Raw genomic sequence first — 20,489 nt, forward strand, 5'->3', positions numbered from 1 at the left:
ATCCGGCGGGGTTTCTGCATTGTGACGCCTACTTTTCCCAGGGCGCCTTGATCGGGAAGTACTTCTCCAGGAAGTCCGTAACCAGCTCCGCACGTTCGCCGGCCGGAACCTCCGGGAAACTGCCGTCATTGAGGCAGAAGAAGTCCATGTTGCGCTTGGTCAGCAGCTTGGGCAGGTACTTCAGTCCCGACCGGAGTGTGGTGTCCACGTAGCGTACCTTGGCTGCCGTCTGGGTGACGGCCCGCCCGGTCAGCAGCGCGTAGTAGTGGTAGAAGGAATTCGTGACGGAGATGTTGTCCGCGGCCCTGAACGTGCTGGCGGCAGTCTTCGCGAACTCCGCGGGGAACTCCTGCTCCATCTGGGCAACCAGGCTGCGCCGCAGCGGTGCCGCCGTGTGCTCCAGGTGGCGGGTGGTGATCCGGCCGAAGCGGTTCCAGAGCAGTTTGCGGTTGACCCGCGCCGCGTTTTCGAAGCCGCTGCGTTCGGCGTCGTTGTCGCCGAGGCCGATGCGGGTCTCCGCCTCGATGAACTTGGTGATGCCACCCGGAGTGAAGAACATGTCCGGCCCCACAGGCCGCCCGAAGAACATGTCATCGTTGGAGTACAGGAAGTGCTCGGAGAGGCCCTCGATGTGGTGCAGCTGGCACTCCACGGCCTGCGAGTTGTGCGTGGGCAGCACCGACGGGTCGGCGAAGAACTCCTCGCTCCGGACAATGGTGACGGACGGGTGGTCAGCCAGCCATTCCGGCGCGGGGGAGTCCGTCGCGATGAAGATGCGGCGGACCCACGGTGCGAACATGTACACCGACCGGAGCGCGTACTTGAGCTCGTTGATTTGCCGGTAGCGCGCCTCGTGGTCATCGCCTTCGCCAAGGACGGCTCCCGCCATCCGGGCACGCCGGGCGGCGATGTACTCCGGGGAGGTGCCGTCCACCCAGGAGAAGACCATGTCGATATCAAAGCTGATATCGCTCGCGTGGTCAGCGAACATGTTCTCGATGGTGGGCCAGGTGTGCCCATACCGCTCAACCGTTCCGCGGACGGCATCGTGCGCCATCATGGTGCGGCGGGTCAGGGAGTTCTCGATCGGCAGGATTACTTCGTTGCCCAGGAAGCTCCACAGCTCCACCTGGACGCCGGCGGAGGCCCCGAATTCGAAGCCGCCGTTGGGCTCCACCCGCGGGCGGTACAGCCGGAAGATGCGTGCCTGCCGGTTGACGGAGAGTTCGCCGTCGGCCACCAGGACGGACGTCTTCTTCTTCGCGTCCACGGTCATGGAGTAGAACGGCTCGCTCCGGCAGGCGTCAACGAGGGCGGACCGCAGCTTCTTGCGGTCCTTCCAGTCGAGGGCGACCACCGGACGGTCGTTGTTGCCCCGCACCAGCAGGTAATCCAGCCCGGCCCCGTCCAGCACATTCCGCAGGAAGAGCAGGTCCTCGACCATGGCCTGGTAGGGCGTCCGTGTGTCGTTGATCAGCGCATAGCGGCCTGACCGGCGAACGACGTCGGGGCGGTGCTTGAGGCGCGCCACAGCCGCCGGCGACGTTGCTTCCGCGAGTGCGGGTACGTCCTCGGATGCCTGACCGCCGTAGTAGATGTCATCCTGAACAGTCACGTCGGTAATGGTGTTTCTCCCAAGCTGCTAGGGGTGAAGTCTTACTTGCATGATAGTCCTGCCGGTAAAACTTGCCGGGCAGGCGGCTTGGTGGTGGGCCGGGCCTCTAGGCCCCGCCCCCTGTGCCGCGGCAGCGGGCTTAGCCCAGCAGCGCCTGACGCCAACCCGCCAGGAACGCTGCCCCGGCGTCGTCGTGAATGACCGTTTCCGGCAGGCCAAGGTCGGCGGCGGTGAGAACGTTATAGGGCTTGGCCGGGACGCCGTCCGCGGGGCGGACGTCGACGTGTTTCACGGCGTGGTCGTTGTGGTGCAGCCAGTCGGCCATGGCGTAGTCGGTGCGGGAATCGCCCACCGTCCGCCAGGCCTGCGGGGTGATTCCCTGGGCCGCCAGCAGCTCCACCGCGCGGCTCGCGCCAAGGTCCTTGCCCAGCCGGACGGACTCAATGTCCGTGGAAATGATGGTGGGGTCCACGCGGTAGTCGATCTCGTCGTCGGAGTTCGGCGCGTGGTGCTCCAGCCGTACGACGCCGAAACCGTGGCGTTCCATGAGCTCCAGCGCCTCGGCATCAAACAGCTTCTGCTCGGCGAGGTATTCACTGTTGGGCACCTCGATGTGCTGCTCCACCGACACCATGGCGCGCTTGGTTTCATCGAAGAACATGTGGGACGCGTAGTCCTCAGCCACCATGCGCCGGATATCGTCGCCGTAGGCCGCCGGCACGGCAAGCTCGTGGTCCACGTGGATGGGGCCGGGGCCGGCAGCGGTGTAGCTGAACCACACGGCGCCCTTTTCGCAGATGGCGTGGATCAGGGTTCCGCCGGGCATTCCGGCTGCGATCATGGGCGCCATGACCTGCTCGCGGATGAACGCATCCGAGCGCCCGGTGTTGAAGATGACCGGTATTCCGGCGTTCGCGAGGGCCACCAGATCGGCAATGATTTCCGGTTTCACATCCCTGGTCACCGGGCTGGCGACAGGGCCGTCGACGTCCAGGAGAAGGGCCAGGGCGGGTGCCGACGGAGTGTGGGGGCCGAACCCGGTGGCGGGGTTCGCTGAAGGTGCAGTCATGGCTCCATTCTGTCAGCCGGCACCGGCCAAACCGCCCGCACAGCGGGTCGCGGCCAGCATGTGACACATAGTTACTGTTTGGCTACAACCTTCCGCGGCGCGCTGATTCCACATTCCCTAGAACCGGCCAGTTGCTTACGCTTGCAGGGTGATATTCAAAGCTGTGGGCGAGGGACGCCCTTACCCCGACCATGGTTTCAGTACCCCCAAAGACTGGGCGGCGCTTCCGCCCCGTCCCGTGCGGCTGGATGAACTTGTGACCACCAAGCGGACCCTGGACCTTGAAGCGCTCCTTGCCGAGGACTCCACTTTCTTTGGCGACCTGTTTCCCCACGTGGTGCAGTACCAGGGCACCCTCTACCTGGAGGATGGCCTGCACCGGGCGGTAAGGACGGCACTCCACCAGCGCACCGCCATACATGCAAGGGTGCTCGTGATCGATGGCTAGAAAACCCAAAGACCTGACCGTTCTCCACGGTCACCGCGTCATTACCGGCCCCGAGCTCAGGGCCACGTTCGTCGACGACGACGAACATGCGGAGAACCCCGGCCGGCTCCGCCGCCGGATCCTGCACGGTGTGGTGCTCGTGCTGCTGCTGGGCCTCATTTTCGCAGGAGTCATGGGGGCTATGGGTGTGATGAGCGGGCAGATCAAGTTTCCGTCCGCCATCCAGGCGCAGGAGAACTCCTCCGTCTGCCCCGCCACAACCTTCGACTACACTCCGCCGGCCAAGGTGAAGGTGAACGTCCTCAACGCCACGAGCCGCAACGGCCTGGCCAAGGCGGCAGCCAATGAATTCAAAGCCCGGAAGTTTGTTGTTGGCAACGTGGCCAACACCCAGACCGGATACCGCGGCGTGGCGGCAATCGTCTCGGGTGCTGCCGGACAGTCGGCGGCTTTCACCGTGCAGCGGAACCTGCCGGGCTCCGATTATTTCCAGGACGGGCGCAAGGATGCCAGCGTGGATGTGATCCTGACCAGCGACTACCGCGGCCTGGTCAAGCCGCAGCTTGTTGACCAGACGCCCGGCCAGCTCAGCTGCCCGCGTGAAAGCCGGCGCGTGGCCGACGACTCGCAGTGGCCTGTCATGCCCACCCAGGGCGCCAAGCCCTGATGTTCAGCGCCGGCCGGGTCCTGCCGCTGGCTTGCCCTTAGCCGGCCGGCTGATCCCGCCTGCTCCTTAGCCGGCCTCCTTAGCCGGCCGCAGCGGCCGGCGGCTGCAGGCGCAGGGGGTGGCCGCCGTCGTCGAACCTTGCCCCGGCGCCCAGCTGGATGAAGCGGACGGTCCGGGAGATCCTGTCCTCCAGATCTTCGTCGGCGTCGCCGCCGCGGGCGGCGCTGGAGGAGAGCGTGCCGTGGATCAGCTGCGCCTGCTGCAGGGGATCGGCCTTGGGGAAGTAGCCCTGGTCCATGCCGTCGCGCAAAATGTCCTGCAGCATGTCATTGAGCCCGCCCACGTGGTCCGCCAGCTTGGCGAACGACGCCGGCGAGAGGACTGAGCCCATGGCCGGACCCGGGGGCAGATGGCGCCGGCTGAGATCCTCCACCTGGGCACGCACGTACAGGGCCAGCTGCGCCACCGGATTGTCCAGCCGGGCCAGCGACTCGCGCAGCCCCGTCATGAACCGTTCCGTCTCCACGAGCGCGTAAGCGATCAGGAGCTCTTCGATGTCGGCGTAGTAGTTGTAGACAGCCGTGCGGCCAATCCCTGCATGCCGGGCGACGTCCGTCATGGTGAGCCCGGGCAGGCCGTGGGAGAAAAGGAGCTCACCGAAGGCGTTCAGGATGCGGCGCTGGGTCTCGGCGCGTTGGGCAGCGTTGCTGGGGGCCGAGATCCGTGGCATAGGGACACTTTACCGCCATCTGTCACCAAACCGTTCAGGACAAGCCTCAGACGGGGCAGCCGTCCGGACCGCACGCTTCGGCGTCGCCGGCCATCACCAGCGGGTGCGACTCCTGCCAGGCCTGCTCGAGGGCCATGGTGAAGCTCGCCGCAGGCTGGGCGCCGGACAGTCCGTACTTGCGGTCGATCACGAAAAACGGAACGCCGCTGATGCCCAGGGCGCGGGCTTCGGCGAAGTCGCGGCGGACGTCGTCGGCGTACCTGTCGGTGCTGAACAGCTCGGCAACGTCACCTGCGCCGAGCCCAAGATCTGCGCCGACCGAGGCGAGGTAGTCGGGGCTGCCGATGTCCTTGCCGTGCTCGAAGTGGTCGCTGAGCAGCCGCTCCTTGGCCGCATCCTGCTTGCCGTGCACCGCAGCCAGATGGATCAGCCTGTGGGCCGTAAAGCTGTTGGCAACCACGACGGCGTCAAACCGGTAGTTGAGGCCCTCACCTTTGGCCTGGGCTGCTACATGCTCGAACATCTGCGTGACCTGGGCGGGGGCGAGGCCCTTGCGTGTGCTGAGGTAGTCCAGTTCGGTGCCGTCGTAGTGTTCGGGCAGGGTCGGGTCCAGCTGGTAGCTGCGCCACTGCACCTCCACCTGGTCGCGGTGCGGGAACTCGGCAAGGGCGGCCTCGAACCGGCGCTTGCCGATGTAGCACCAGGGGCACGCGACGTCTGACCAGATCTCAATCTTCATGCCTGCGACAACTCCCGGGCCCTCCTGGGCATTCCTGCGGAGGCAGTTGCTTTGGTCACGCCGGCCGGACGCTGTTCTCTGGTAGCCAGGCTTCCCGCAGCCCTTGTCTGGCGGCGGGTCCGGCCATATTGTTTGGACTAACTCCCGGCGGTCAGGCCGTACATTCGTGGGAGGCAACATGCGCATTGGACTGATATCGGCCCCATGGATCCCGGTTCCGCCGCCCGGGTACGGCGGCACCGAACGGGTGGTGGACAGCCTTGCGCGCGGGTTCGCCGCGGCCGGGCATGAGGTCCTGCTGGCCGCCCCGTCGGACAGCACCTGCCCCGTTCCCCTGGCTCCACGGATGCGTCCCTCGGAACCGGCGGATATGGGTTTGGCATTGTCGGAGCTGAGCCACATCATCCGGGCATACGACGGCATGGCAGGCGTCGACATCATCCACGACCACACCATGACCGGACCGCTGTATCCCCACCGGCCGGCCGGAGTTCCGGTGGTCACCACCATCCACATCCGACTGGCACCGCAGGCCCTGGACCTGTACAGCGCCATAGGCAAGACCGCCGGCATCATTGCCATCTCCCATGACCAGGTCAGCCGGTCCCCGCAAGTCCCGGTGACGAAGGTGATCCACCATGGCATGGACGTGGCGTCGGTCCCGGTGGGCCAGGGGAACGGCGGTTACCTGTGCTTCGTCGGACGGATGTCCCCGGACAAGGGCATCCTCGAAGCAATCCACATCGCACGTGCCGCAGTAATCCCCCTGCGCATCAGCGCCCGGATCCAGGGACCCGAGGAGCAGGGCTATTTCGACGACGTCGTCAGGCCGGCGCTGGGACCTGATGTGGAGTTCACGGGGCCGCTGTCCGACGCCGAAAAATACGAACTGGTGGGCGGCGCGCTGGCGTTCCTGAATCCGATCCAGTGGCCGGAACCATTTGGACTCGTGATGATTGAGGCGCTGGCTACCGGAACGCCCGTTGTGGGGACTCCCGCCGGTGCGGCTCCCGAAATCGTGCAGCACGGGATCACGGGTTACCTCGGCGGGGTCGACCAGCTCGCTGGATTCGCCGCCCAAGCCGGAGGCCTCAGCCGGGCGGCCTGCCGCGCCTCGGTGGAGCATCGCTTCAGCTCGGCCCGCATGGTGGCGGACCACCTGGCGCTCTATGAAGAGATTGTGGGCGGACATGCCGCGGAGCGCCGGCACATCACCTAGCTATATTGACCCAGCTGGCAGTGATCCGGGACTGCACAGTTTCAGTCATTGGGGGTCCCTTCCTGGGCGGCGTCGTACTTGAGGCCGATCTGGCGGCGGATCTCGTCCATCGCGGCCATGACAGCCACGCTCTCGTTCGGGGGAAGAACAATGCCCGCGGTGAGGCCGGCCCCGATGAGGCGTTCCATCTCGGCCGCTTGGTACTGCATCCCCCGGCTGGTGACCCTCTGGTCAAACTTTTCCAGGACATTGCCCGCAGTGTCGAACCGGGTGAAGGGCGTCGGGTTGTACCAAGTGGGTTCGATGTCGATCCACCCCTCAGTCCCAATGATGGCGGCGCGGTTGTTTGAGGCGGTGTCCAGGGCACAGTCCACGAGAGCCTGCTGCCCGTCCGCGTACTCGAAGATTGCTGCCGTTTGCCTGTCCACGCCCGTGGCCGTCATCGCGGCGCTGGCCCGGATGGTGTCCGGTGTGCCGAGGACGTCCAGGACAAAGGACACCGGGTAGACGCCGAGGTCCAGCAGCGCACCGCCGCCCAAGGCAGGATCGTTGAGCCGGTGCGTGGGATCCTTGGGAAGGTTCTGGTTGTGGCTGGCCGTGACCTTCCGGATCTGTCCGAGCGAGCCCTCCGCGATGATCTCGCGGAGCCGGATCATGTGGGGGAGGAAGCGGCTCCACATGGCCTCCAGTGCCACGAGCCCCTTGGCCTCAGCCAGCGCAAAGATTTCCTGCGCTTGCCGGGCGTTGATGGTGAACGGCTTCTCCACCAGCACGTGCTTTCCGGCGTTCAGGGCGAGCAGCGCGTGGGCATGGTGGTACGTGTGCGGCGAGGCAATGTAAACGACGTCGACGTCCGGGTCCGCAACCAGTGCTTCATAGCTTGCATGTGCGGTGGGAATGGCGAACTTTTCACTGAACGCCTTGCTCGATTCTGCGTTGCGGGAGCCGACGGCCTGCACAGTGAAGCCGTTCTCGGCAAGGTCCTGCGTTTGCAGGCCCGCGATGAATCCCGTGCCGAGGATTCCCCAGCGGATGTGTCCGTCGGAAGTGCCATTGGGGTGGTTGGTCACTGCTCAGTCCTTTGCGGGGTTGGAGTTGGCGAGCGGGTACGCGACGTACGCGAACCGGGTGGAATCGGGCGCCCAACTGTTGACGTTCAGTGTTCCCAGAGCCATTCTCCCTCGGGCGAGTACTCGGGGCCGTCGCAGTGCCCGTCACCGGTGTCGAACCACGACGGCGGCCCGCCGCCAGCGGGCAGGGTCAGGAGCCGGCCGGGCTGCGTGAAGTTTCCGGCCTCGATACCCACATAGGCGAGCTCGCCGCCGTCGGGACTCACTCCGTGCAGGAAGTGGAAGAAGCCGTCGTCGGCCGTGACCCTCCGGCCCTCTCCGCCGCCGAGCAGCGCATGGTAAATGTGACCGTCGTTTGCCGATAGGAAGATGCCTGTCCCGTCGGGCGCCAAAACGTGGTCGTTGTTGAGCTCGGGGATGCCGCTGAGGGGAACCTGGCTGAGCTGGCCGCTGCCCCGGCTCGAACCGCCAGAGCGCGCCGTCCCCGTTGAGGATGAGGGCCGAGCCGTCGAGAGTCCAGTTGGGCGCTTCGAGGAGGAGTTCGTCGGACCTGAACACCAGCTCGCGGTCGCCAGTGACGGACGCGATCCAAACCTCGCAGCGCTGGCCCGGCTGAAGGGTCCGCAACATTTCCAGAGCTCCTTGATTTCAAATGTTCCGCCACCGGCATTGTGCGCCCTGTCCCCACCGGGCTTCGCCGAACACGGCGTCGTTGTGATGTGGCGGGTGCCTGCCGGTCAGTCTTTGGTGCTGAAGGCGGCGTCGAAGCTGGTCTGGGAGGCGGGGAAGTCGAACTTCTTCAGCGCGGCGAGGGCTTCGGGGGCGCCGTGGAGGCGGTCCATGCCGGCGTCTTCCCATTCGATGCTGATGGGGCCGGTGTAGCCGATCGCGGTGAGGGCGCGGAAGGAGGATTCCCAGGGGACGTCGCCGCGTCCTGCGGAGACGAAGTCCCAGCCGCGGCGGGGGTCGCCCCAGGGCAGGTGGGAGCCCATGACGGTGTTTCGGCCCGTGAACCGGAGCTTGGTGTCCTTGCAGTCCACGTGGTAGATCCGGTCTTTGAAGTCCCAGATGAAAGAGACGGGGTCGATGCCCTGCCACATGAAGTGGGAGGGGTCCCAGTTCAGGCCAAACGCTTCGCGGTGGCCGATCGCTTCGAGGGTGCGGACGGTGGTCCAGTAGTCGTAGGCGATCTCGGACGGGTGGACTTCGTGGGCGAAGCGGACGCCGCATTCGTCGAAGACGTCCAGGATGGGGTTCCAGCGGTCCGCGAAGTCCTGGTAGCCGGCATCGATGACCTTTTCCGGGACGGGCGGGAACATGGCGACGTACTGCCAGATGGAGGAGCCGGTGAACCCGACGACGGTGTCGACGCCGAGGGCTTTGGCGAGCCGGGCGGTGTGCTTCATTTCCTCGGCGGCACGCTGTCGGACGCCTTCGGGGTCGCCGTCGCCCCAGACTTTGGATCCCACGATGGCTTCGTGCCGGAAGTCGATGGGGTCATCGCAGACGGCCTGGCCCTTGAGGTGGTTGGAGATCGCCCAGACTTTGAGGTTGTACTTGTCCAGGATGGCGAGTTTGGCTTCGACGTAGCCGGGTTCGTCCCACCGCCAGGCGTCCAGATGGTCGCCGGAGACGGCGATTTCGAGGCCGTCGTATCCCCAGCCGGAAGCCAGCCTGGCGACTTCCTCGAACGGGAGGTCGGCCCACTGGCCGGTGAACAGGGTGTACGGGCGGGGCATGTCAGGCTCCTTTGGTCGGTGTGGCGCCGGTGGGCTGGACGAGTTGGATGGTGGCGCTTTTCGCTGCCGCGGACTCCTCGACGGCGGCCAGCACGCGCTGGACGGCGAGGCCCTCTTCGAACGCCGGCGACGGCGCCTCGCCGGCGCCGATCGCGGACAGGAAGTCGCGGATCTCGTGCGTGAAGGTGTGTTCCCAGCCGATGATGTGGCCCTGCGGCCACCAGGCATCCAGGTAGGGGTGGTCGGGCTCGTTGACCAGGATCCGGCGGAAACCCTGCTCCCGCACCGGAGCGGTGGCGTCCAGGAAGCCGAGCTCGTTCAGGTTCTCGAGGTCGAAGAGGATGGTGCCCTTCTCGCCGTAGACCTCCAGCTTCAAGGAGTTCTTCTGACCGGTGGCCACCCTTGATACTTCGATGGAGGCGATGGCCCCGGAGGCGAGGGACAGTGTGGCCCAGGCGGCGTCGTCGACCGTCACGGCCTCCGGCCCGTGCTGTCCGGGCCGGACTGTCGTGAAGGTGTGCAGCCGGCCGGAAACCTCGGTCACGGAGTCCCCGAGGAGGAACAGGACCTGGTCGATCGCGTGGGAGGCGATGTCCCCGAGGGCACCGGACCCGGCGGTTTCCTTGTTCAGCCGCCAGGTCATTGGTGATTCCGCGTCCGCGAGCCAGTCCTGCAGGTATGCGGCACGCACATGCCGCACGGCGCCGACGCGGTCCTCCGCGATCAGTTGCCGGGCCAGTGCCAGTGCGGGCACTCGGCGGTAGTTGAATCCGACCATGGACTGCACGCCCCTGGCCCGCGCCGCCTTGGCAGCGTCGGTCATGGCCTCGGCCTCCGCGAGGGTGTTGGCCAGCGGCTTCTCCACGAGCACATGCTTCCCGGCTTCGAGGGCGGCGATGGCGATCTCGGCGTGCAGCCAGCCTGGGGCACAGATGTCGACGATGTCGATGTCGTCCCGTTCCAGGACGGAGCGCCAGTCCGTCGCGGACTCGGCCCAGCCATACTTTGCCGCTGCCGCGGCGACCTGGCCGGCGTCCCGGCCCACGAGCACTTTCTGCTCGAAGACCGGAACGTCAAAGAAGCTGGCCACGTTCCGCCACGCGTTCGAGTGGGCCTTGCCCATGAAGGCGTAACCGATCATCGCCACGCCCAAAGGGCGGCTGGCTACGGACGGTGTGCCGGGTGATTCGCGGGAAGTCATTGGTATTCCTAGAGAGTGAGGGCGGTGGGGTTCCAGTCCTCGGGGAGGGCTGCGGACGCGGGGACGGAGCTTTCGACGTCGACGAACGTTCCCGATTCCACGGATTCGGAAATCGAGACCATGGTGTCCAGGACGTGGTAGGCGAGGTTGCCGGTGGCGCGGTGCGGAACTCCGGCGCGGATGGAGCGTGCCATGTCCAGCACGCCCATGCCGCGTCCGTTGGCCGGGCCGGTGGCCGGGATGACCGTCCAGTCTTCGTCGCCGGTGCGCCAGAGCTTGATGTCGCCGTCGAAATTATTGGGGTCCGGAAGTGAGATGGTGGCGTCGGTGCCTGTGATCTCCACGAATCCCATCCGCAGGCGCGGCGACTCGAACGAGAAGACGCTGTGCGAGGACTGGCCACCCTCGAACTGGGCCATCGCGGAGACATGGGTGGGGACATCCACGGTGAATTCCTCGCCGGCCTTGGGACCGGAGCCGATGACGCGGACTCCCTTGGCCTTGGACCCGACGGCGGCGACCTTCCGGACCGACCCGAACGTCTGGACGAGGGCTGTGAGGTAGTACGGGCCCATGTCGAACAGCGGCCCTGCACCGTGCTGGAACAGGAAGGCCGGGTTCGGGTGCCAGGACTCCGGCCCGGGGGTCTGGAACGTGGTCATGGCGGTGAGTGGGGTGCCGATGTCGCCGCGTTCGATGAGCCTGCGGGCAGTCTGCAGTCCCGCTCCGAGGAACGTGTCCGGCGCGGTGCCGAGGCGGATTCCCGCCGCGTCGGCCGTCTTCAGCAGCCCCAGTCCCGATTCGCGGTCCAGCGAGAAGGGCTTTTCGGTCCAGACATGCTTGCCGGCGTTGACGGCGGCGGTGGCCACCTCCACGTGCGCCGCCGGGATGGTCAGGTTCACGATGATTTCGACGTCAGGATGGTTCAGCGCGGCATCCACGCCGCCCCACTCGGGGATGCCGTACTCCTTGGCGCGTGCCTCGGCAGCCTCCTCGAAGAGGTCAGCGATGATGTGGACCTTGAGGTCCGGGAAGACGGTCAGGTTGTCCAGGTACTGCTTGCTGATGTTACCGGCGCCGATGACGCCGACACCGACGGGGCCGCGGTGGGCGAATGCGCCGCCGCTCATGCCTGTGCTCCTCCGGTGGTCTTTGCGGAGCCGGAGTTCAGGAAGCTGAGCGACTGGGTGATGCCGTCGAAGATGTCACCGGTGTAGTCGTCGAATTCCACGACGCCCACTTCCAGGGACTTTGCCGCGCCGATGACGTCCCATACCGGGATCCTGCCTTGGCCCGCCGGCTGCTGGGCCTTGGTGTCGGTGTTCAGCGGTCCGTCCTTGATGTGGATGAACTTCACCCGGTCGCCCAACTTGGTCAGGATCTCCACCGGGTCCTGGCCGCCCACGGCAACCCAGTACGTGTCCACCTCCAGGACCAGCTCGGGATCCAGCAGCCCTTCGAAGTACTCCAGGGCTGTCCTGCCGTCGATGGTGGACTCCAGTTCCCAGGCGTGGTTGTGGTAACCGACGCGAATGCCGTATTCGGCGCCCTTCTTGGCGGCGGCGTTGAGCTTTGCTGCGGTCGCCTGGATGTCCTCGGCCTTCTGCCAGTGCTCGGCGGTGATGTACGGCTCGATCACCGTGCCGATGCCGAGTTCCCTGGCGGCGGCGAAGATCTGGTCCTGGTCCTGGCTCAGCAAGGGAGCGTGGCCGGACGGGGCGGTCAGGCCGTTCTCCTTCAGTGCGGCGCCGAGCTCCTTGGCCGTGGTCACGAAGTTGTAGGGCTCCACCTGGGTGAAACCGATCTCAGCTACCTTCCGGATGGTGCCCGGCAGATCCTCCTGGATGGCGTTGCGGAGGGTGTACAGCTGGAGGGAATACGACATGGCGCTCCTTTGCGGATTCTGTCTGGTTATTGCTCAACCTAGGATGACTTTTGCCGTTCGTCAAGCAAAAGTCGGAAAGTTATCGACAAGCTTTTTGAGGTGTGACACGCAGAAGCAATCGTGCTTCACTGATCCCATGAGTCGAACTGGGCATGCGGAACTGGCCTCCACGGACAACATCGGAAGTCTCTCGCGAGCCGGCGACCTGTTTCAGCTGCTTCGCGATGGGAAGGCCCGAACCCGCGCTGAGCTCGCGTTGACCACGGGGCTCGCCCGCTCCACGGTGGCCTCACGCATTGACGCACTGATTGCCTCCGGACTGGTCGGTCCCGCGGGTGAGGCGACATCGAGCGGCGGCAGGCCGCCGTCGCGCTTTGCCTTCAAGCCGGCTGCCCGGGTAGTGCTGGCTGTCGACGTCGGTGCTACACACGTGATCATCGCTGTCACTGACCTGGGCGGAAAGATCCTCAGTGAACGGCGGTTGGCCCAGGACGTGGCCGAGGGGCCGGAAGCCGTGCTGGGGCGGATCATCACCGATGCGACGTCACTGCTGGCGGTGACGGGGAGGACTTCGAAGGACCTTGCTGGTGTGGGGATCGGCCTCCCGGGACCCGTGGAGCATGCCACCGGTATGCCCGTGAAGCCGCCCATCATGCCGGGTTGGGACGGGTTTGATGTGGTCCGCCACGTCCAGGGCTCGTTCCCTGTTCCGGTACTGGTGGACAACGACGTCAATATCATGGCGCTGGGTGAACGTACAGCCCACTGGCCGGAGCACGACAATTTCCTGTTCATCAAGGTGGCCACGGGCATTGGCGCCGGCATCATCAGCAGCGGCCAACTGCAGCGCGGCGCCAACGGCACGGCGGGGGACCTGGGCCACGTCCGCGTGCCGCGGGGCGATGACGTTCTGTGCCGGTGCGGCAACTATGGCTGCCTTGAGGCGCTCGCGTCGGGCCCGGCTGTGGCGCGGGCACTGGCGGCGCAGGGCGTTCAGGCGGAGAGCGGAGCCGACGTCCTCAGCCTGGTGGCCGGCGGCAACCTGCAGGCGATCCAGGCCTTGCGCCAGGCAGGACGGGACGTGGGTGACGTGCTCGCCACGGTGGTGAACCTGCTCAATCCCTCCGTCATTGTCGTTGGCGGAAGCCTGGGCCAGGCGGGCGAACACCTCATGGCGGGCGTCCGGGAAGTGGTTTACCGAAGGTCCCTGCCCCTGGCCACCACGCACCTGCGCATTGGCCTGTCGATGGCGGGCGGCCAGGCTGCAGTGCTGGGCGCGAGTCAGATGGTCACCCAGCACGTCCTGTCCCCGGCCGTCATCGAGGCCAGCCTGCAAGCTGCGGGGTAACGGCCAGCACGCACCCCAACATCCAACTGAAGTGAAACGGAGACTTGAATTGAGCAAGTATAAATCGGCGCCCCTGCGGGTCGGCGTCGTTGGCATCGGCTGGGCCGGCCAGCAGCACATCGAGGCCTACAAGAACCTCGACGGCGTGGAGCTGGTTGCGGTCGCCGCGATGGAAGAGGACCTGCTTAGGAGCATCAAGGACGAGTACAGCGTCCCCCACACGTTTGCCCGCTGGGAGGACCTGATCGAACTCGACGGGCTCGACGCCGTCAGCGTAGCCGTGCCGACCTTCCTGCACGCCCCGATTGCCATCGCGGCGCTTGAACGGGGACTGCACGTCCTGAGCGAAAAGCCCCTGGCACGCAACGGCGAGGAAGGCCTCCAGATGGTGGAAGCGGCGCGTAAAGCCGGCCGCGTGCTGGACGTGGCCTTCAACCACCGCCGCCGCGGTGACATCCAAAAGCTGAAAGGCATCATCGACGACGGCGAACTCGGCCGGCCGTACTACGCCAAGGCTTCGTGGCTCCGCCGGCAGGGGATCCCGATGCTGGGCAGCTGGTTCACCAACCCTGCCCTGGCGGGCGGCGGCCCGCTCGCCGACATCGGCGTCCACGTCCTGGACTATGCCCTGCACCTGCTGGGCGAACCCAGGGTCATCTCCGTCTCGGCGTCGACGCATTCCGAGCTGGGCCCCCGCGGCCTGGGCGGCAACGCCCGCTACACCGCCATGAAGTCCTCCCACAAGTTTGAGGTGGAGGACTTCGCGTCGGCGTTCATCCGTCTTGAAGGTGGCGGCACACTGGTCCTCGAAGCCGGCTGGGCAGCCTACCGGGACGAGGAAGACCTGATGGACTTCACCGTTTACGGGACAGACGGCGGAGCGGAACTCCGCGCCGTCGGGGCCTCCAACGTTCCTGTCGCAGATGTCCGGATCTTCAAGGAAAAGGACGGCGAGAACGCCGACTACGTGGTGGTCGCCGAGCCGGGCCGGGCGCACCAGGCTGTGGTGGAGGACTTTGTGGAAGCCGTCCGCGGTGGCGAGACCGTGTGGGGCGCCCACGACGGCTCGCTCGCCCTGACCCGTGCCCTGGTGCTCGACGCCTGCTACCAGTCCGCCCTCGAACAGCGCGAAGTGAGGCTCTGACATGACCGGCAAACTCAACATCCTGGTATGGAACGAAGGTGTCCATGAGGCGAACAACCAGCCGGAAACCATGGCTGAGATGTACCCCAAGGGCATGCACGGCGCCATCGCCGACGGACTCAAGGGTTTCTACCCCGGCTCCGGCATCACCACCGCCACGCTGGCCGACGCGGAACACGGCCTGTCCGAGGAGACCCTCGCCGCCACCGACGTGCTCCTGTGGTGGGGGCACGTTGCCCACGGCGAGGTCAGCGACGACGTGGTGGAGCGGGTCCAGCGCCACGTTCTGGGCGGCATGGGTCTTGTGGTGCTGCACTCCGGGCACTTCGCCAAGATCTTCACTAAACTGCTCGGCACCACATGCTCCCTGAAGTGGCGGAACGAGGGCGAGCGGGAACTCGTGTGGACGGTGAAGCCGTCGCACCCGATCGCCGCCGGCGTGGAAAGCCCCATCGTGATCCCGAAGCAGGAGATGTACGGCGAGCTCTTCGACATTCCCGAGCCCGACGACCTCATCTTCATCAGCTCCTTTGAAGGCGGCGAGGTGTTCCGCTCGGGTGTGACGTTCACGCGCGGCAAGGGCCGGATCTTCTACTTCAGCCCGGGCGACCAGGAGTACCCCGTGTACCACCAGCCGCAGATCCAGCAGGTGATCGCCAACGGCGTGGGGTGGGTGGCGCAGCCGGGCCGGTTCCGCGAGGCACCGGGCGTCAGCAATGCCCCGCGGGACTGGTTCCTGCAGGCTCCCTAGGACCCCGCCGGTCCAGCGCGAACGCACACTTGGGACCCGCCGGTCCAGCGCGAACGCACACTTGGGACCCGCCGTCTTTCCGCCCTTGGGGGCGCCGCATGATAGCAATAAGGGTGATGAAACCCCTTGCACGCTCCCAGCACACTGACGTCCGCGCCCTATGAGGGGCGGCACCGGAACGAAGGTTCCCCGCAGCTGGATCCTGCTCGCGTGCATCGGACTCATCGCCCTCAACATGCGGGGCCCCTTCGTGGCGGTGGCACCGGTACTGGGTCCAATGCAGCGGGAGCTGGGTTTTTCACCCGTTGAGCTGGGCCTGCTGACCGGGATTCCGGTCCTGTGCTTCTCGCTCGCGGCGCCGCTTGCCTCGCTGGCCGGGCGCCGGTTCGGGGCGGAGCTGGCCATCACCCTCACGCTGGCGGGCGTCCTCGCCGGTGTGGCGGTCCGTTCGGCCGGCGGCGGGGCCATGGTGATGGCGGGAACGGTCATCCTGGGCCTGGCCATCACCGTGGGCAACATCGCCGTGCCGCTGATCATCCGGCGGGATTTCTCATCGCGGCGCCAAGGGACCGCCATGGGCATCTACACGGCTGCACTGAACGTCGGCTCGTTTGCCACGTCCGTGGTTACGGCGCCGCTGGCGGAGCTGGCCGGCTGGCGGGCTGCCATTGCGGGCTCTGCGGCCTTCGCCATCGCGGCCGTCGGCGTCTGGATTTTCGCCTCCGGCCGCCGGGCCTTCATCCCCGCGGCCGACGACGGCACGGGCGGCCCGCCGGCAGCCGGCCGCCCGGCGTCGCGATGGATCACGGTGGGTCTGACGGTCGGTTTCGCCGGCCAGGCCATCTCCTATTACGGCGTGACCGCCTGGCTGCCCACCCTGCTTTCCGATGAACTCGGCATGACGCCGGCAGCCGCCGGGGCAGGGTCCTCCCTGTTCCAGATCATGGCCATCGCGGGCGGCCTGGGTGTGCCGCTTGCGGCCCGGTTCATGAGCACGACGGCGGTGGCGGTCACCTTGGGTGCCATGTGGCTGACCGTTCCGCTGGGGCTGCTGTTCGTTCCCCAGTTGTGGTGGCTGTGGTCCTCGCTCGGGGGAGTGGCGCAGGGCGGAGGCATCACACTCATCTTCATCGCCATCATCAAGCTCGCCCGGGACCAGGCGTCCGCGGGCCGGATATCGGCGATCGTCCAGGGTGTGGGCTACGGCGTAGCGGCGCTGGCCCCGACTGTGGTGGGCTACGTCCACAGCACGTCGGACACCTGGTCCATGCCCCTCCTGGTGATCCTCGGGTCCGTGCTGGCGTTCGTCATTTCAACCACGCTGTCCGTACGGAAGGTGCCCCGCCAGCGCTAGCTGCGGTCCCGCCGTCGTACATTCCTTAAACCTCAAAGCGCGAACTGGCAGCTAACGCCCTCAAACGTGGGTTTTGGGTCATTAGCTGCCAGCTCGCGCTGCAAGGTGGTTCCGCTGCCGGGCCGCCTCCCCGGCCTTCGGGGGTGCCTGTTGCGAAGGGCGTGGCGGCCCGGCGGGCGGAAGTGTGAGACGGTTCAGGGGCGATGCCTACGCGGCGACGAGCTCGTCCTCGATGGCCTCGGCTGTGGCGTCGACACCCTCGCGGGCTTCGTGCAGGTACCGGGCGTAGGCGGGAACCGTGAGGAAGCTGGGGAACTTGTCACTCAGCGTGACCTCCTCGAAGATATCGCGCGCATCGGCAAAGCGGTCACCGTCGAAGCGCTCCAGCCGGGCGAATTCCTCGTCCAGCATCTCCTCCACCCATTCGCGGCTGATGATCTCGCCGTGGTCCGTGATGGCGCGGGAGTAGATCCACTGCCACAGCTGCGAGCGGGAGATCTCCGCGGTGGCGGCGTCCTCCATCAGGTTGTGGATGGCGACTGCGCCGTTGCCGCGCAGCCAGGACTCGATGTAGCGGATGCCCACTTCGATGTTGTTCCGGATGCCCTGTTCGGTGATGGTGCCGTGTGTCGCGGCCACGTTGATGAGGGCGCGGTCGTCGGGGGTGACGTCTTCACGCAGGCGCTCCAGCTGGTTGGGCTTATCGCCGAGGACGCCGTCGAACACCTCACGGCACACGGGCACCAGGTCCGGGTGCGCCACCCAGGAGCCGTCGAAGCCGTCGGCTGCCTCGCGGGTCTTGTCCGCGCGGACCTTCTCGAAGGCGTTCGCGTTGGCGGCCTCGTCCTTGCGGTTGGGGACGGCGGCGGCCATGCCGCCGATGGCCATTGCGCCGCGCTTGTGGCAGGCGCGCACGAGCTGTTCGGTGTAGGCCCGCATGAAGGGCTGGGTCATGGTGACCTGGCCGCGGTCGGGGAGGACGAAGCGGGGTCCGCGGGTGCGGAAGTTCTTGATGAGGGAGAAGATGTAGTCCCAGCGGCCGGCGTTCAGGCCTGCGGCGTGGTCCCGCAGTTCGTACAGGATCTCCTCCATTTCGAACGCGGCGGTGATGGTTTCGATCAGCACGGTGGCGCGGATGGTGCCTTGCGGGATGCCGAGCAGGTCCTGGGCGAGGATGAAGATGTCGTTCCAGAGCCGGGCTTCGAGGTGGTTTTCGATCTTGGGCAGGTAGAAGTACGGGCCCTTGCCCTGGGCCAGGAGGCGGCGGGCGTTGTGGAAGAAGTACAGGCCGAAGTCCACGATGCCGCCGGCGATGGGTTCGCCGTTGATGAGCATGTGCTTCTCCGGCAGGTGCCAGCCGCGGGGCCGGACCACGATGGTGGGCAGGTCCTCGGCGGCCTGGAGCTTGTATTCCTTGCCCTCGGGCGAGGTAAAGTCGATCCGGCGCTCCAGGGCATCGGTGAGGTTCAGCTGGCCCTGGATGACGTTGCGCCACGACGGCGTGGAGGAGTCCTCCATGTCCGCCAGCCAGACCTTCGCACCGGAGTTCAGGGCGTTGATGGTCATTTTGCGGTCCACCGGCCCGGTGATTTCCACCCGGCGGTCCTCCAGACCCGGTGCCGGGGGAGCGACCCGCCAATGCGGATCGTTCCGGACGGACTCGGTCTCCCGCAGGAAGCGGGGGTCCTGGCCCCGGGCGATGTCCTCCCGCCGGGCCCGGCGCGCCCGCAGCAGCTCTTGCCGCCGGTCCGCTGTGGCCCGGTGCAGCTTCGCAATGAAGCCCAGCGCATCCGGAGTGAGAACCTCTCCCTGCCGGCAAATCGGCTGAGCGGTCAAGGTTATGCCATTGATCGTGAAGCTATCGGTAAAGCTGTTCATTTCAGTCTCCTTAAAGACGAAAAGGGAAGTTCGACGGCGGGTAGCGGCACTGCGGCAACTAACGCACAAGCCGACGGTCCGGGCATCCGGCAGCCTGCGTAAAAGGGGCCCTGTGCCCGCCCCCGACCGAGTTCTACGAGGTCATGGGGCCGGCATGGGGAATAGCAGGCAGAGGATCGTCCGGTCCGCCGGCGGACGCAAGCGCCGCCGTCGAACGCTAAGAGTTAGTGGAACTGGCCCTCTTCGGTCGATCCGACCAGGGCGAGGGTGGATGCGTTCGGGTTGAGCGCAGTGGAGATGTCGTCGAAGTAGCCGGTGCCGACTTCGCGCTGGTGCTTGGTTGCGGTGTAGCCGCGGGACTCGGAGGCGAATTCCTTTTCCTGGAGTTCGACGTAGGCGCTCATGCCTTCGCGGGCGTAGCCGTGGGCGAGGTCAAACATCGAGTAGTTCAGGGCGTGGAACCCGGCCAGGGTGATGAACTGGAACGTGAAGCCCATGGCGCCGAGTTCGCGCTGGAACTTGGCGATGGTGGCGTCGTCCAGGTGCTTGCGCCAGTTGAACGACGGCGAGCAGTTGTAGGAGAGCATCTGGTCCGGGAACTCGGCCTTGACGGCTTCGGCGAACTTCTTGGCAAGCTCGAGGTCCGGGGTTCCGGTTTCCATCCAGATCAGGTCCGAGTACGGGGCGTAGGCCTTGGCGCGGGCGATGCAGGGTTCGATGCCGTTGCGGACCTTGTAGAAGCCTTCCGGGGTGCGTTCGCCGGTGATGAATTCCTGGTCGCGTTCGTCGACGTCGGAGGTGATCAGGGTGGCTGCCTCGGCGTCGGTGCGGGCGATGACGACGGACGGGGTGCCGGCGACGTCGGCGGCGAGGCGGGCCGCGTTCAGGGTCCGGACGTGCTGCTGGGTGGGGATGAGGACCTTGCCGCCGAGGTGGCCGCACTTCTTCTCCGAGGCGAGCTGGTCCTCCCAGTGAACGCCCGAGGCGCCGGCCTGGATCATGGACTTCATCAGCTCGTAGGCGTTCAGAGGACCGCCGAAGCCGGCCTCGGCGTCGGCGACGATTGGCACCAGCCAGTCCTCGACGGTCTGGATGCCTTCGGAGAACTCGATCTGGTCGGCGCGGAGCAGGGCGTTGTTGATGCGGCGGACCACCGTGGGAACAGAATTCGCCGGGTACAGGGACTGGTCCGGGTAGGTGTGGCCGGAGTTGTTGGCGTCGGCGGCCACCTGCCAGCCGGAGAGGTAGATGGCGCGCAGGCCCGCCTTGACCTGCTGGACGGCCTGGTTGCCGGTGAGGGCGCCGAGGGCGTTGGTGTACTTGCCTTCCTTGTGCTCCTCGGTGAGCTGCTTCCACAGCTTCTCGGAGCCGCGCTTGGCAAGGGTGTGCTCTTCGGAGACGCGGCCGCGGAGACGGACGACGTCGGCGGCGGAGTAGTCCCGAGTGACGCCTTCCCAGCGCGGGTTGGCAGCCCACTCGAGCTCCAGTGCGGCGGCCTGCTGCTCGGGCGTCTGCTGGTTGGGCTCAAATGCTGCAGTCATCTTTGTCTCCTTGTTAGCTCCCGGGCCATTCCGGGAAGTTTTTCCGGGCTGACCGTCCCTGCGCCTTTGCAGGTCCGGCCAGTTTCCGGAG

General features: G+C 66.4%; 19 protein-coding genes. 7 read left to right on the forward strand and 12 right to left on the reverse strand.

From position 1 onward, the window contains the following. Positions 1–28: 28 nt before the first annotated feature. Both ARGLB_RS02330 and ARGLB_RS02335 read right to left on the reverse strand, forming a co-directional pair. The gene (locus ARGLB_RS02330; protein WP_003798465.1) at positions 29–1,615 is read right to left on the reverse strand and encodes a stealth family protein; all 1,587 of its coding nucleotides are present in this window, start codon (positions 1,613–1,615) and stop codon (positions 29–31) included. Between the two features lie 139 nt (positions 1,616–1,754). After that, positions 1,755–2,684: a Cof-type HAD-IIB family hydrolase gene (locus ARGLB_RS02335; RefSeq protein WP_003798467.1), complete on the reverse strand. Its 930-nt coding sequence runs from the start codon at positions 2,682–2,684 to the stop codon at positions 1,755–1,757. A 148-nt stretch (positions 2,685–2,832) separates the two neighbouring features. On the opposite strand from ARGLB_RS02335, the gene ARGLB_RS02340 reads away from it, so the two are divergent. Together ARGLB_RS02340 and ARGLB_RS02345 are read left to right on the forward strand one after the other, a co-directional pair. Beyond that, complete coding sequence (locus tag ARGLB_RS02340) at positions 2,833–3,132, forward strand: type II toxin-antitoxin system VapB family antitoxin (protein WP_043417724.1); 300 nt, start codon at positions 2,833–2,835, stop codon at positions 3,130–3,132. Continuing rightward, positions 3,125–3,799 (forward strand): LytR C-terminal domain-containing protein, encoded by a 675-nt coding sequence (locus ARGLB_RS02345; protein ID WP_003798472.1) that lies wholly within the window; start codon positions 3,125–3,127, stop codon positions 3,797–3,799. Before ARGLB_RS02340 ends, ARGLB_RS02345 begins: the two co-directional genes overlap by 8 nt. Before the next feature lie 79 nt (positions 3,800–3,878). Here the strand turns inward: ARGLB_RS02345 and ARGLB_RS02350 are convergent, their stop codons facing one another. Beyond that, positions 3,879–4,529, reverse strand: coding sequence for a TetR/AcrR family transcriptional regulator (locus tag ARGLB_RS02350; RefSeq protein WP_003798474.1), 651 nt, complete (start codon positions 4,527–4,529; stop codon positions 3,879–3,881). Positions 4,530–4,575: 46 nt separating this feature from the next. Then, positions 4,576–5,268 (reverse strand): DsbA family oxidoreductase, encoded by a 693-nt coding sequence (locus ARGLB_RS02355; RefSeq protein ID WP_003798476.1) that lies wholly within the window; start codon positions 5,266–5,268, stop codon positions 4,576–4,578. A gap of 178 nt (positions 5,269–5,446) precedes the next feature. Between ARGLB_RS02355 and ARGLB_RS02360 the strand changes: the two genes are divergently transcribed. After that, positions 5,447–6,487, forward strand: coding sequence for a glycosyltransferase family 4 protein (locus tag ARGLB_RS02360; protein ID WP_003798478.1), 1,041 nt, complete (start codon positions 5,447–5,449; stop codon positions 6,485–6,487). A gap of 41 nt (positions 6,488–6,528) precedes the next feature. Here ARGLB_RS02360 and ARGLB_RS02365 read toward each other — a convergent pair whose 3' ends face one another. The 6 genes from ARGLB_RS02365 to ARGLB_RS02390 all read right to left on the reverse strand — a co-directional run bounded on the left by ARGLB_RS02365 (position 6,529) and on the right by ARGLB_RS02390 (position 12,382). Further along, positions 6,529–7,557 (reverse strand): Gfo/Idh/MocA family protein, encoded by a 1,029-nt coding sequence (locus ARGLB_RS02365; RefSeq protein ID WP_003798481.1) that lies wholly within the window; start codon positions 7,555–7,557, stop codon positions 6,529–6,531. Positions 7,558–7,643: 86 nt separating this feature from the next. After that, complete coding sequence (locus tag ARGLB_RS23945) at positions 7,644–7,949, reverse strand: TolB family protein (RefSeq protein WP_003798482.1); 306 nt, start codon at positions 7,947–7,949, stop codon at positions 7,644–7,646. 345 nt (positions 7,950–8,294) lie between these two features. Then, the gene (locus ARGLB_RS02375) at positions 8,295–9,296 is read right to left on the reverse strand and encodes a sugar phosphate isomerase/epimerase family protein (protein WP_003798486.1); all 1,002 of its coding nucleotides are present in this window, start codon (positions 9,294–9,296) and stop codon (positions 8,295–8,297) included. Between the two features lies 1 nt (position 9,297). Continuing rightward, positions 9,298–10,497 carry a Gfo/Idh/MocA family protein gene (locus tag ARGLB_RS02380; protein WP_003798488.1) on the reverse strand — a complete coding sequence of 400 codons (1,200 nt, stop codon included), beginning with the start codon at positions 10,495–10,497 and terminating at the stop codon, positions 9,298–9,300. An 8-nt stretch (positions 10,498–10,505) separates the two neighbouring features. Continuing rightward, on the reverse strand, positions 10,506–11,627 hold the full coding sequence (locus ARGLB_RS02385) for a Gfo/Idh/MocA family protein (RefSeq protein ID WP_003798490.1): 1,122 nt from the start codon (positions 11,625–11,627) through the stop codon (positions 10,506–10,508). Beyond that, positions 11,624–12,382, reverse strand: a complete 759-nt coding sequence (locus ARGLB_RS02390) for a sugar phosphate isomerase/epimerase family protein (protein WP_003798492.1) — start codon at positions 12,380–12,382, stop codon at positions 11,624–11,626. The genes ARGLB_RS02385 and ARGLB_RS02390 overlap by 4 nt, the downstream gene beginning before the upstream one ends. A gap of 136 nt (positions 12,383–12,518) precedes the next feature. On the opposite strand from ARGLB_RS02390, the gene ARGLB_RS02395 reads away from it, so the two are divergent. From ARGLB_RS02395 to ARGLB_RS02410, 4 genes are all read left to right on the forward strand, one after another. Then, positions 12,519–13,730 carry an ROK family transcriptional regulator gene (locus ARGLB_RS02395; protein WP_003798493.1) on the forward strand — a complete coding sequence of 404 codons (1,212 nt, stop codon included), beginning with the start codon at positions 12,519–12,521 and terminating at the stop codon, positions 13,728–13,730. A 49-nt stretch (positions 13,731–13,779) separates the two neighbouring features. Continuing rightward, positions 13,780–14,874 (forward strand): Gfo/Idh/MocA family protein, encoded by a 1,095-nt coding sequence (locus tag ARGLB_RS02400; protein ID WP_003798496.1) that lies wholly within the window; start codon positions 13,780–13,782, stop codon positions 14,872–14,874. Position 14,875: 1 nt separating this feature from the next. Beyond that, a complete protein-coding gene (locus ARGLB_RS02405; protein WP_003798502.1) occupies positions 14,876–15,625 on the forward strand; it encodes a ThuA domain-containing protein in 750 nt (249 codons plus the stop codon). A gap of 160 nt (positions 15,626–15,785) precedes the next feature. Continuing rightward, complete coding sequence (locus tag ARGLB_RS02410) at positions 15,786–16,979, forward strand: MFS transporter (protein ID WP_003798504.1); 1,194 nt, start codon at positions 15,786–15,788, stop codon at positions 16,977–16,979. Positions 16,980–17,186: 207 nt separating this feature from the next. Here ARGLB_RS02410 and aceB read toward each other — a convergent pair whose 3' ends face one another. After that, positions 17,187–18,857 carry a malate synthase A gene (gene aceB, locus ARGLB_RS02415; protein ID WP_003798510.1) on the reverse strand — a complete coding sequence of 557 codons (1,671 nt, stop codon included), beginning with the start codon at positions 18,855–18,857 and terminating at the stop codon, positions 17,187–17,189. Positions 18,858–19,081: 224 nt separating this feature from the next. Next, positions 19,082–20,398, reverse strand: a complete 1,317-nt coding sequence (aceA, locus tag ARGLB_RS02420; RefSeq protein ID WP_003798511.1) for an isocitrate lyase — start codon at positions 20,396–20,398, stop codon at positions 19,082–19,084. Positions 20,399–20,489 lie beyond the last annotated feature (91 nt).

The organism is Arthrobacter globiformis NBRC 12137, assembly GCF_000238915.1.
GTDB lineage: Bacteria > Actinomycetota > Actinomycetes > Actinomycetales > Micrococcaceae > Arthrobacter > Arthrobacter globiformis.

Coding starts and splice junctions, on each gene's coding strand:
- ARGLB_RS02335 (WP_003798467.1), bottom strand. CDS start 2,684: ATGACTGCACCTTCAGCGAACCCCGCCACCGGGTTCGGCCCCCACACT.
- ARGLB_RS02345 (WP_003798472.1), top strand. CDS start 3,125: ATGGCTAGAAAACCCAAAGACCTGACCGTTCTCCACGGTCACCGCGTC.
- ARGLB_RS02350 (WP_003798474.1), bottom strand. CDS start 4,529: ATGCCACGGATCTCGGCCCCCAGCAACGCTGCCCAACGCGCCGAGACC.
- ARGLB_RS02355 (WP_003798476.1), bottom strand. CDS start 5,268: ATGAAGATTGAGATCTGGTCAGACGTCGCGTGCCCCTGGTGCTACATC.
- ARGLB_RS02360 (WP_003798478.1), top strand. CDS start 5,447: ATGCGCATTGGACTGATATCGGCCCCATGGATCCCGGTTCCGCCGCCC.
- ARGLB_RS02375 (WP_003798486.1), bottom strand. CDS start 9,296: ATGCCCCGCCCGTACACCCTGTTCACCGGCCAGTGGGCCGACCTCCCG.
- ARGLB_RS02380 (WP_003798488.1), bottom strand. CDS start 10,497: ATGACTTCCCGCGAATCACCCGGCACACCGTCCGTAGCCAGCCGCCCT.
- ARGLB_RS02385 (WP_003798490.1), bottom strand. CDS start 11,627: ATGAGCGGCGGCGCATTCGCCCACCGCGGCCCCGTCGGTGTCGGCGTC.
- ARGLB_RS02390 (WP_003798492.1), bottom strand. CDS start 12,382: ATGTCGTATTCCCTCCAGCTGTACACCCTCCGCAACGCCATCCAGGAG.
- ARGLB_RS02395 (WP_003798493.1), top strand. CDS start 12,519: ATGAGTCGAACTGGGCATGCGGAACTGGCCTCCACGGACAACATCGGA.
- ARGLB_RS02405 (WP_003798502.1), top strand. CDS start 14,876: ATGACCGGCAAACTCAACATCCTGGTATGGAACGAAGGTGTCCATGAG.
- ARGLB_RS02410 (WP_003798504.1), top strand. CDS start 15,786: ATGAGGGGCGGCACCGGAACGAAGGTTCCCCGCAGCTGGATCCTGCTC.
- aceB (WP_003798510.1), bottom strand. CDS start 18,857: ATGAACAGCTTTACCGATAGCTTCACGATCAATGGCATAACCTTGACC.
- aceA (WP_003798511.1), bottom strand. CDS start 20,398: ATGACTGCAGCATTTGAGCCCAACCAGCAGACGCCCGAGCAGCAGGCC.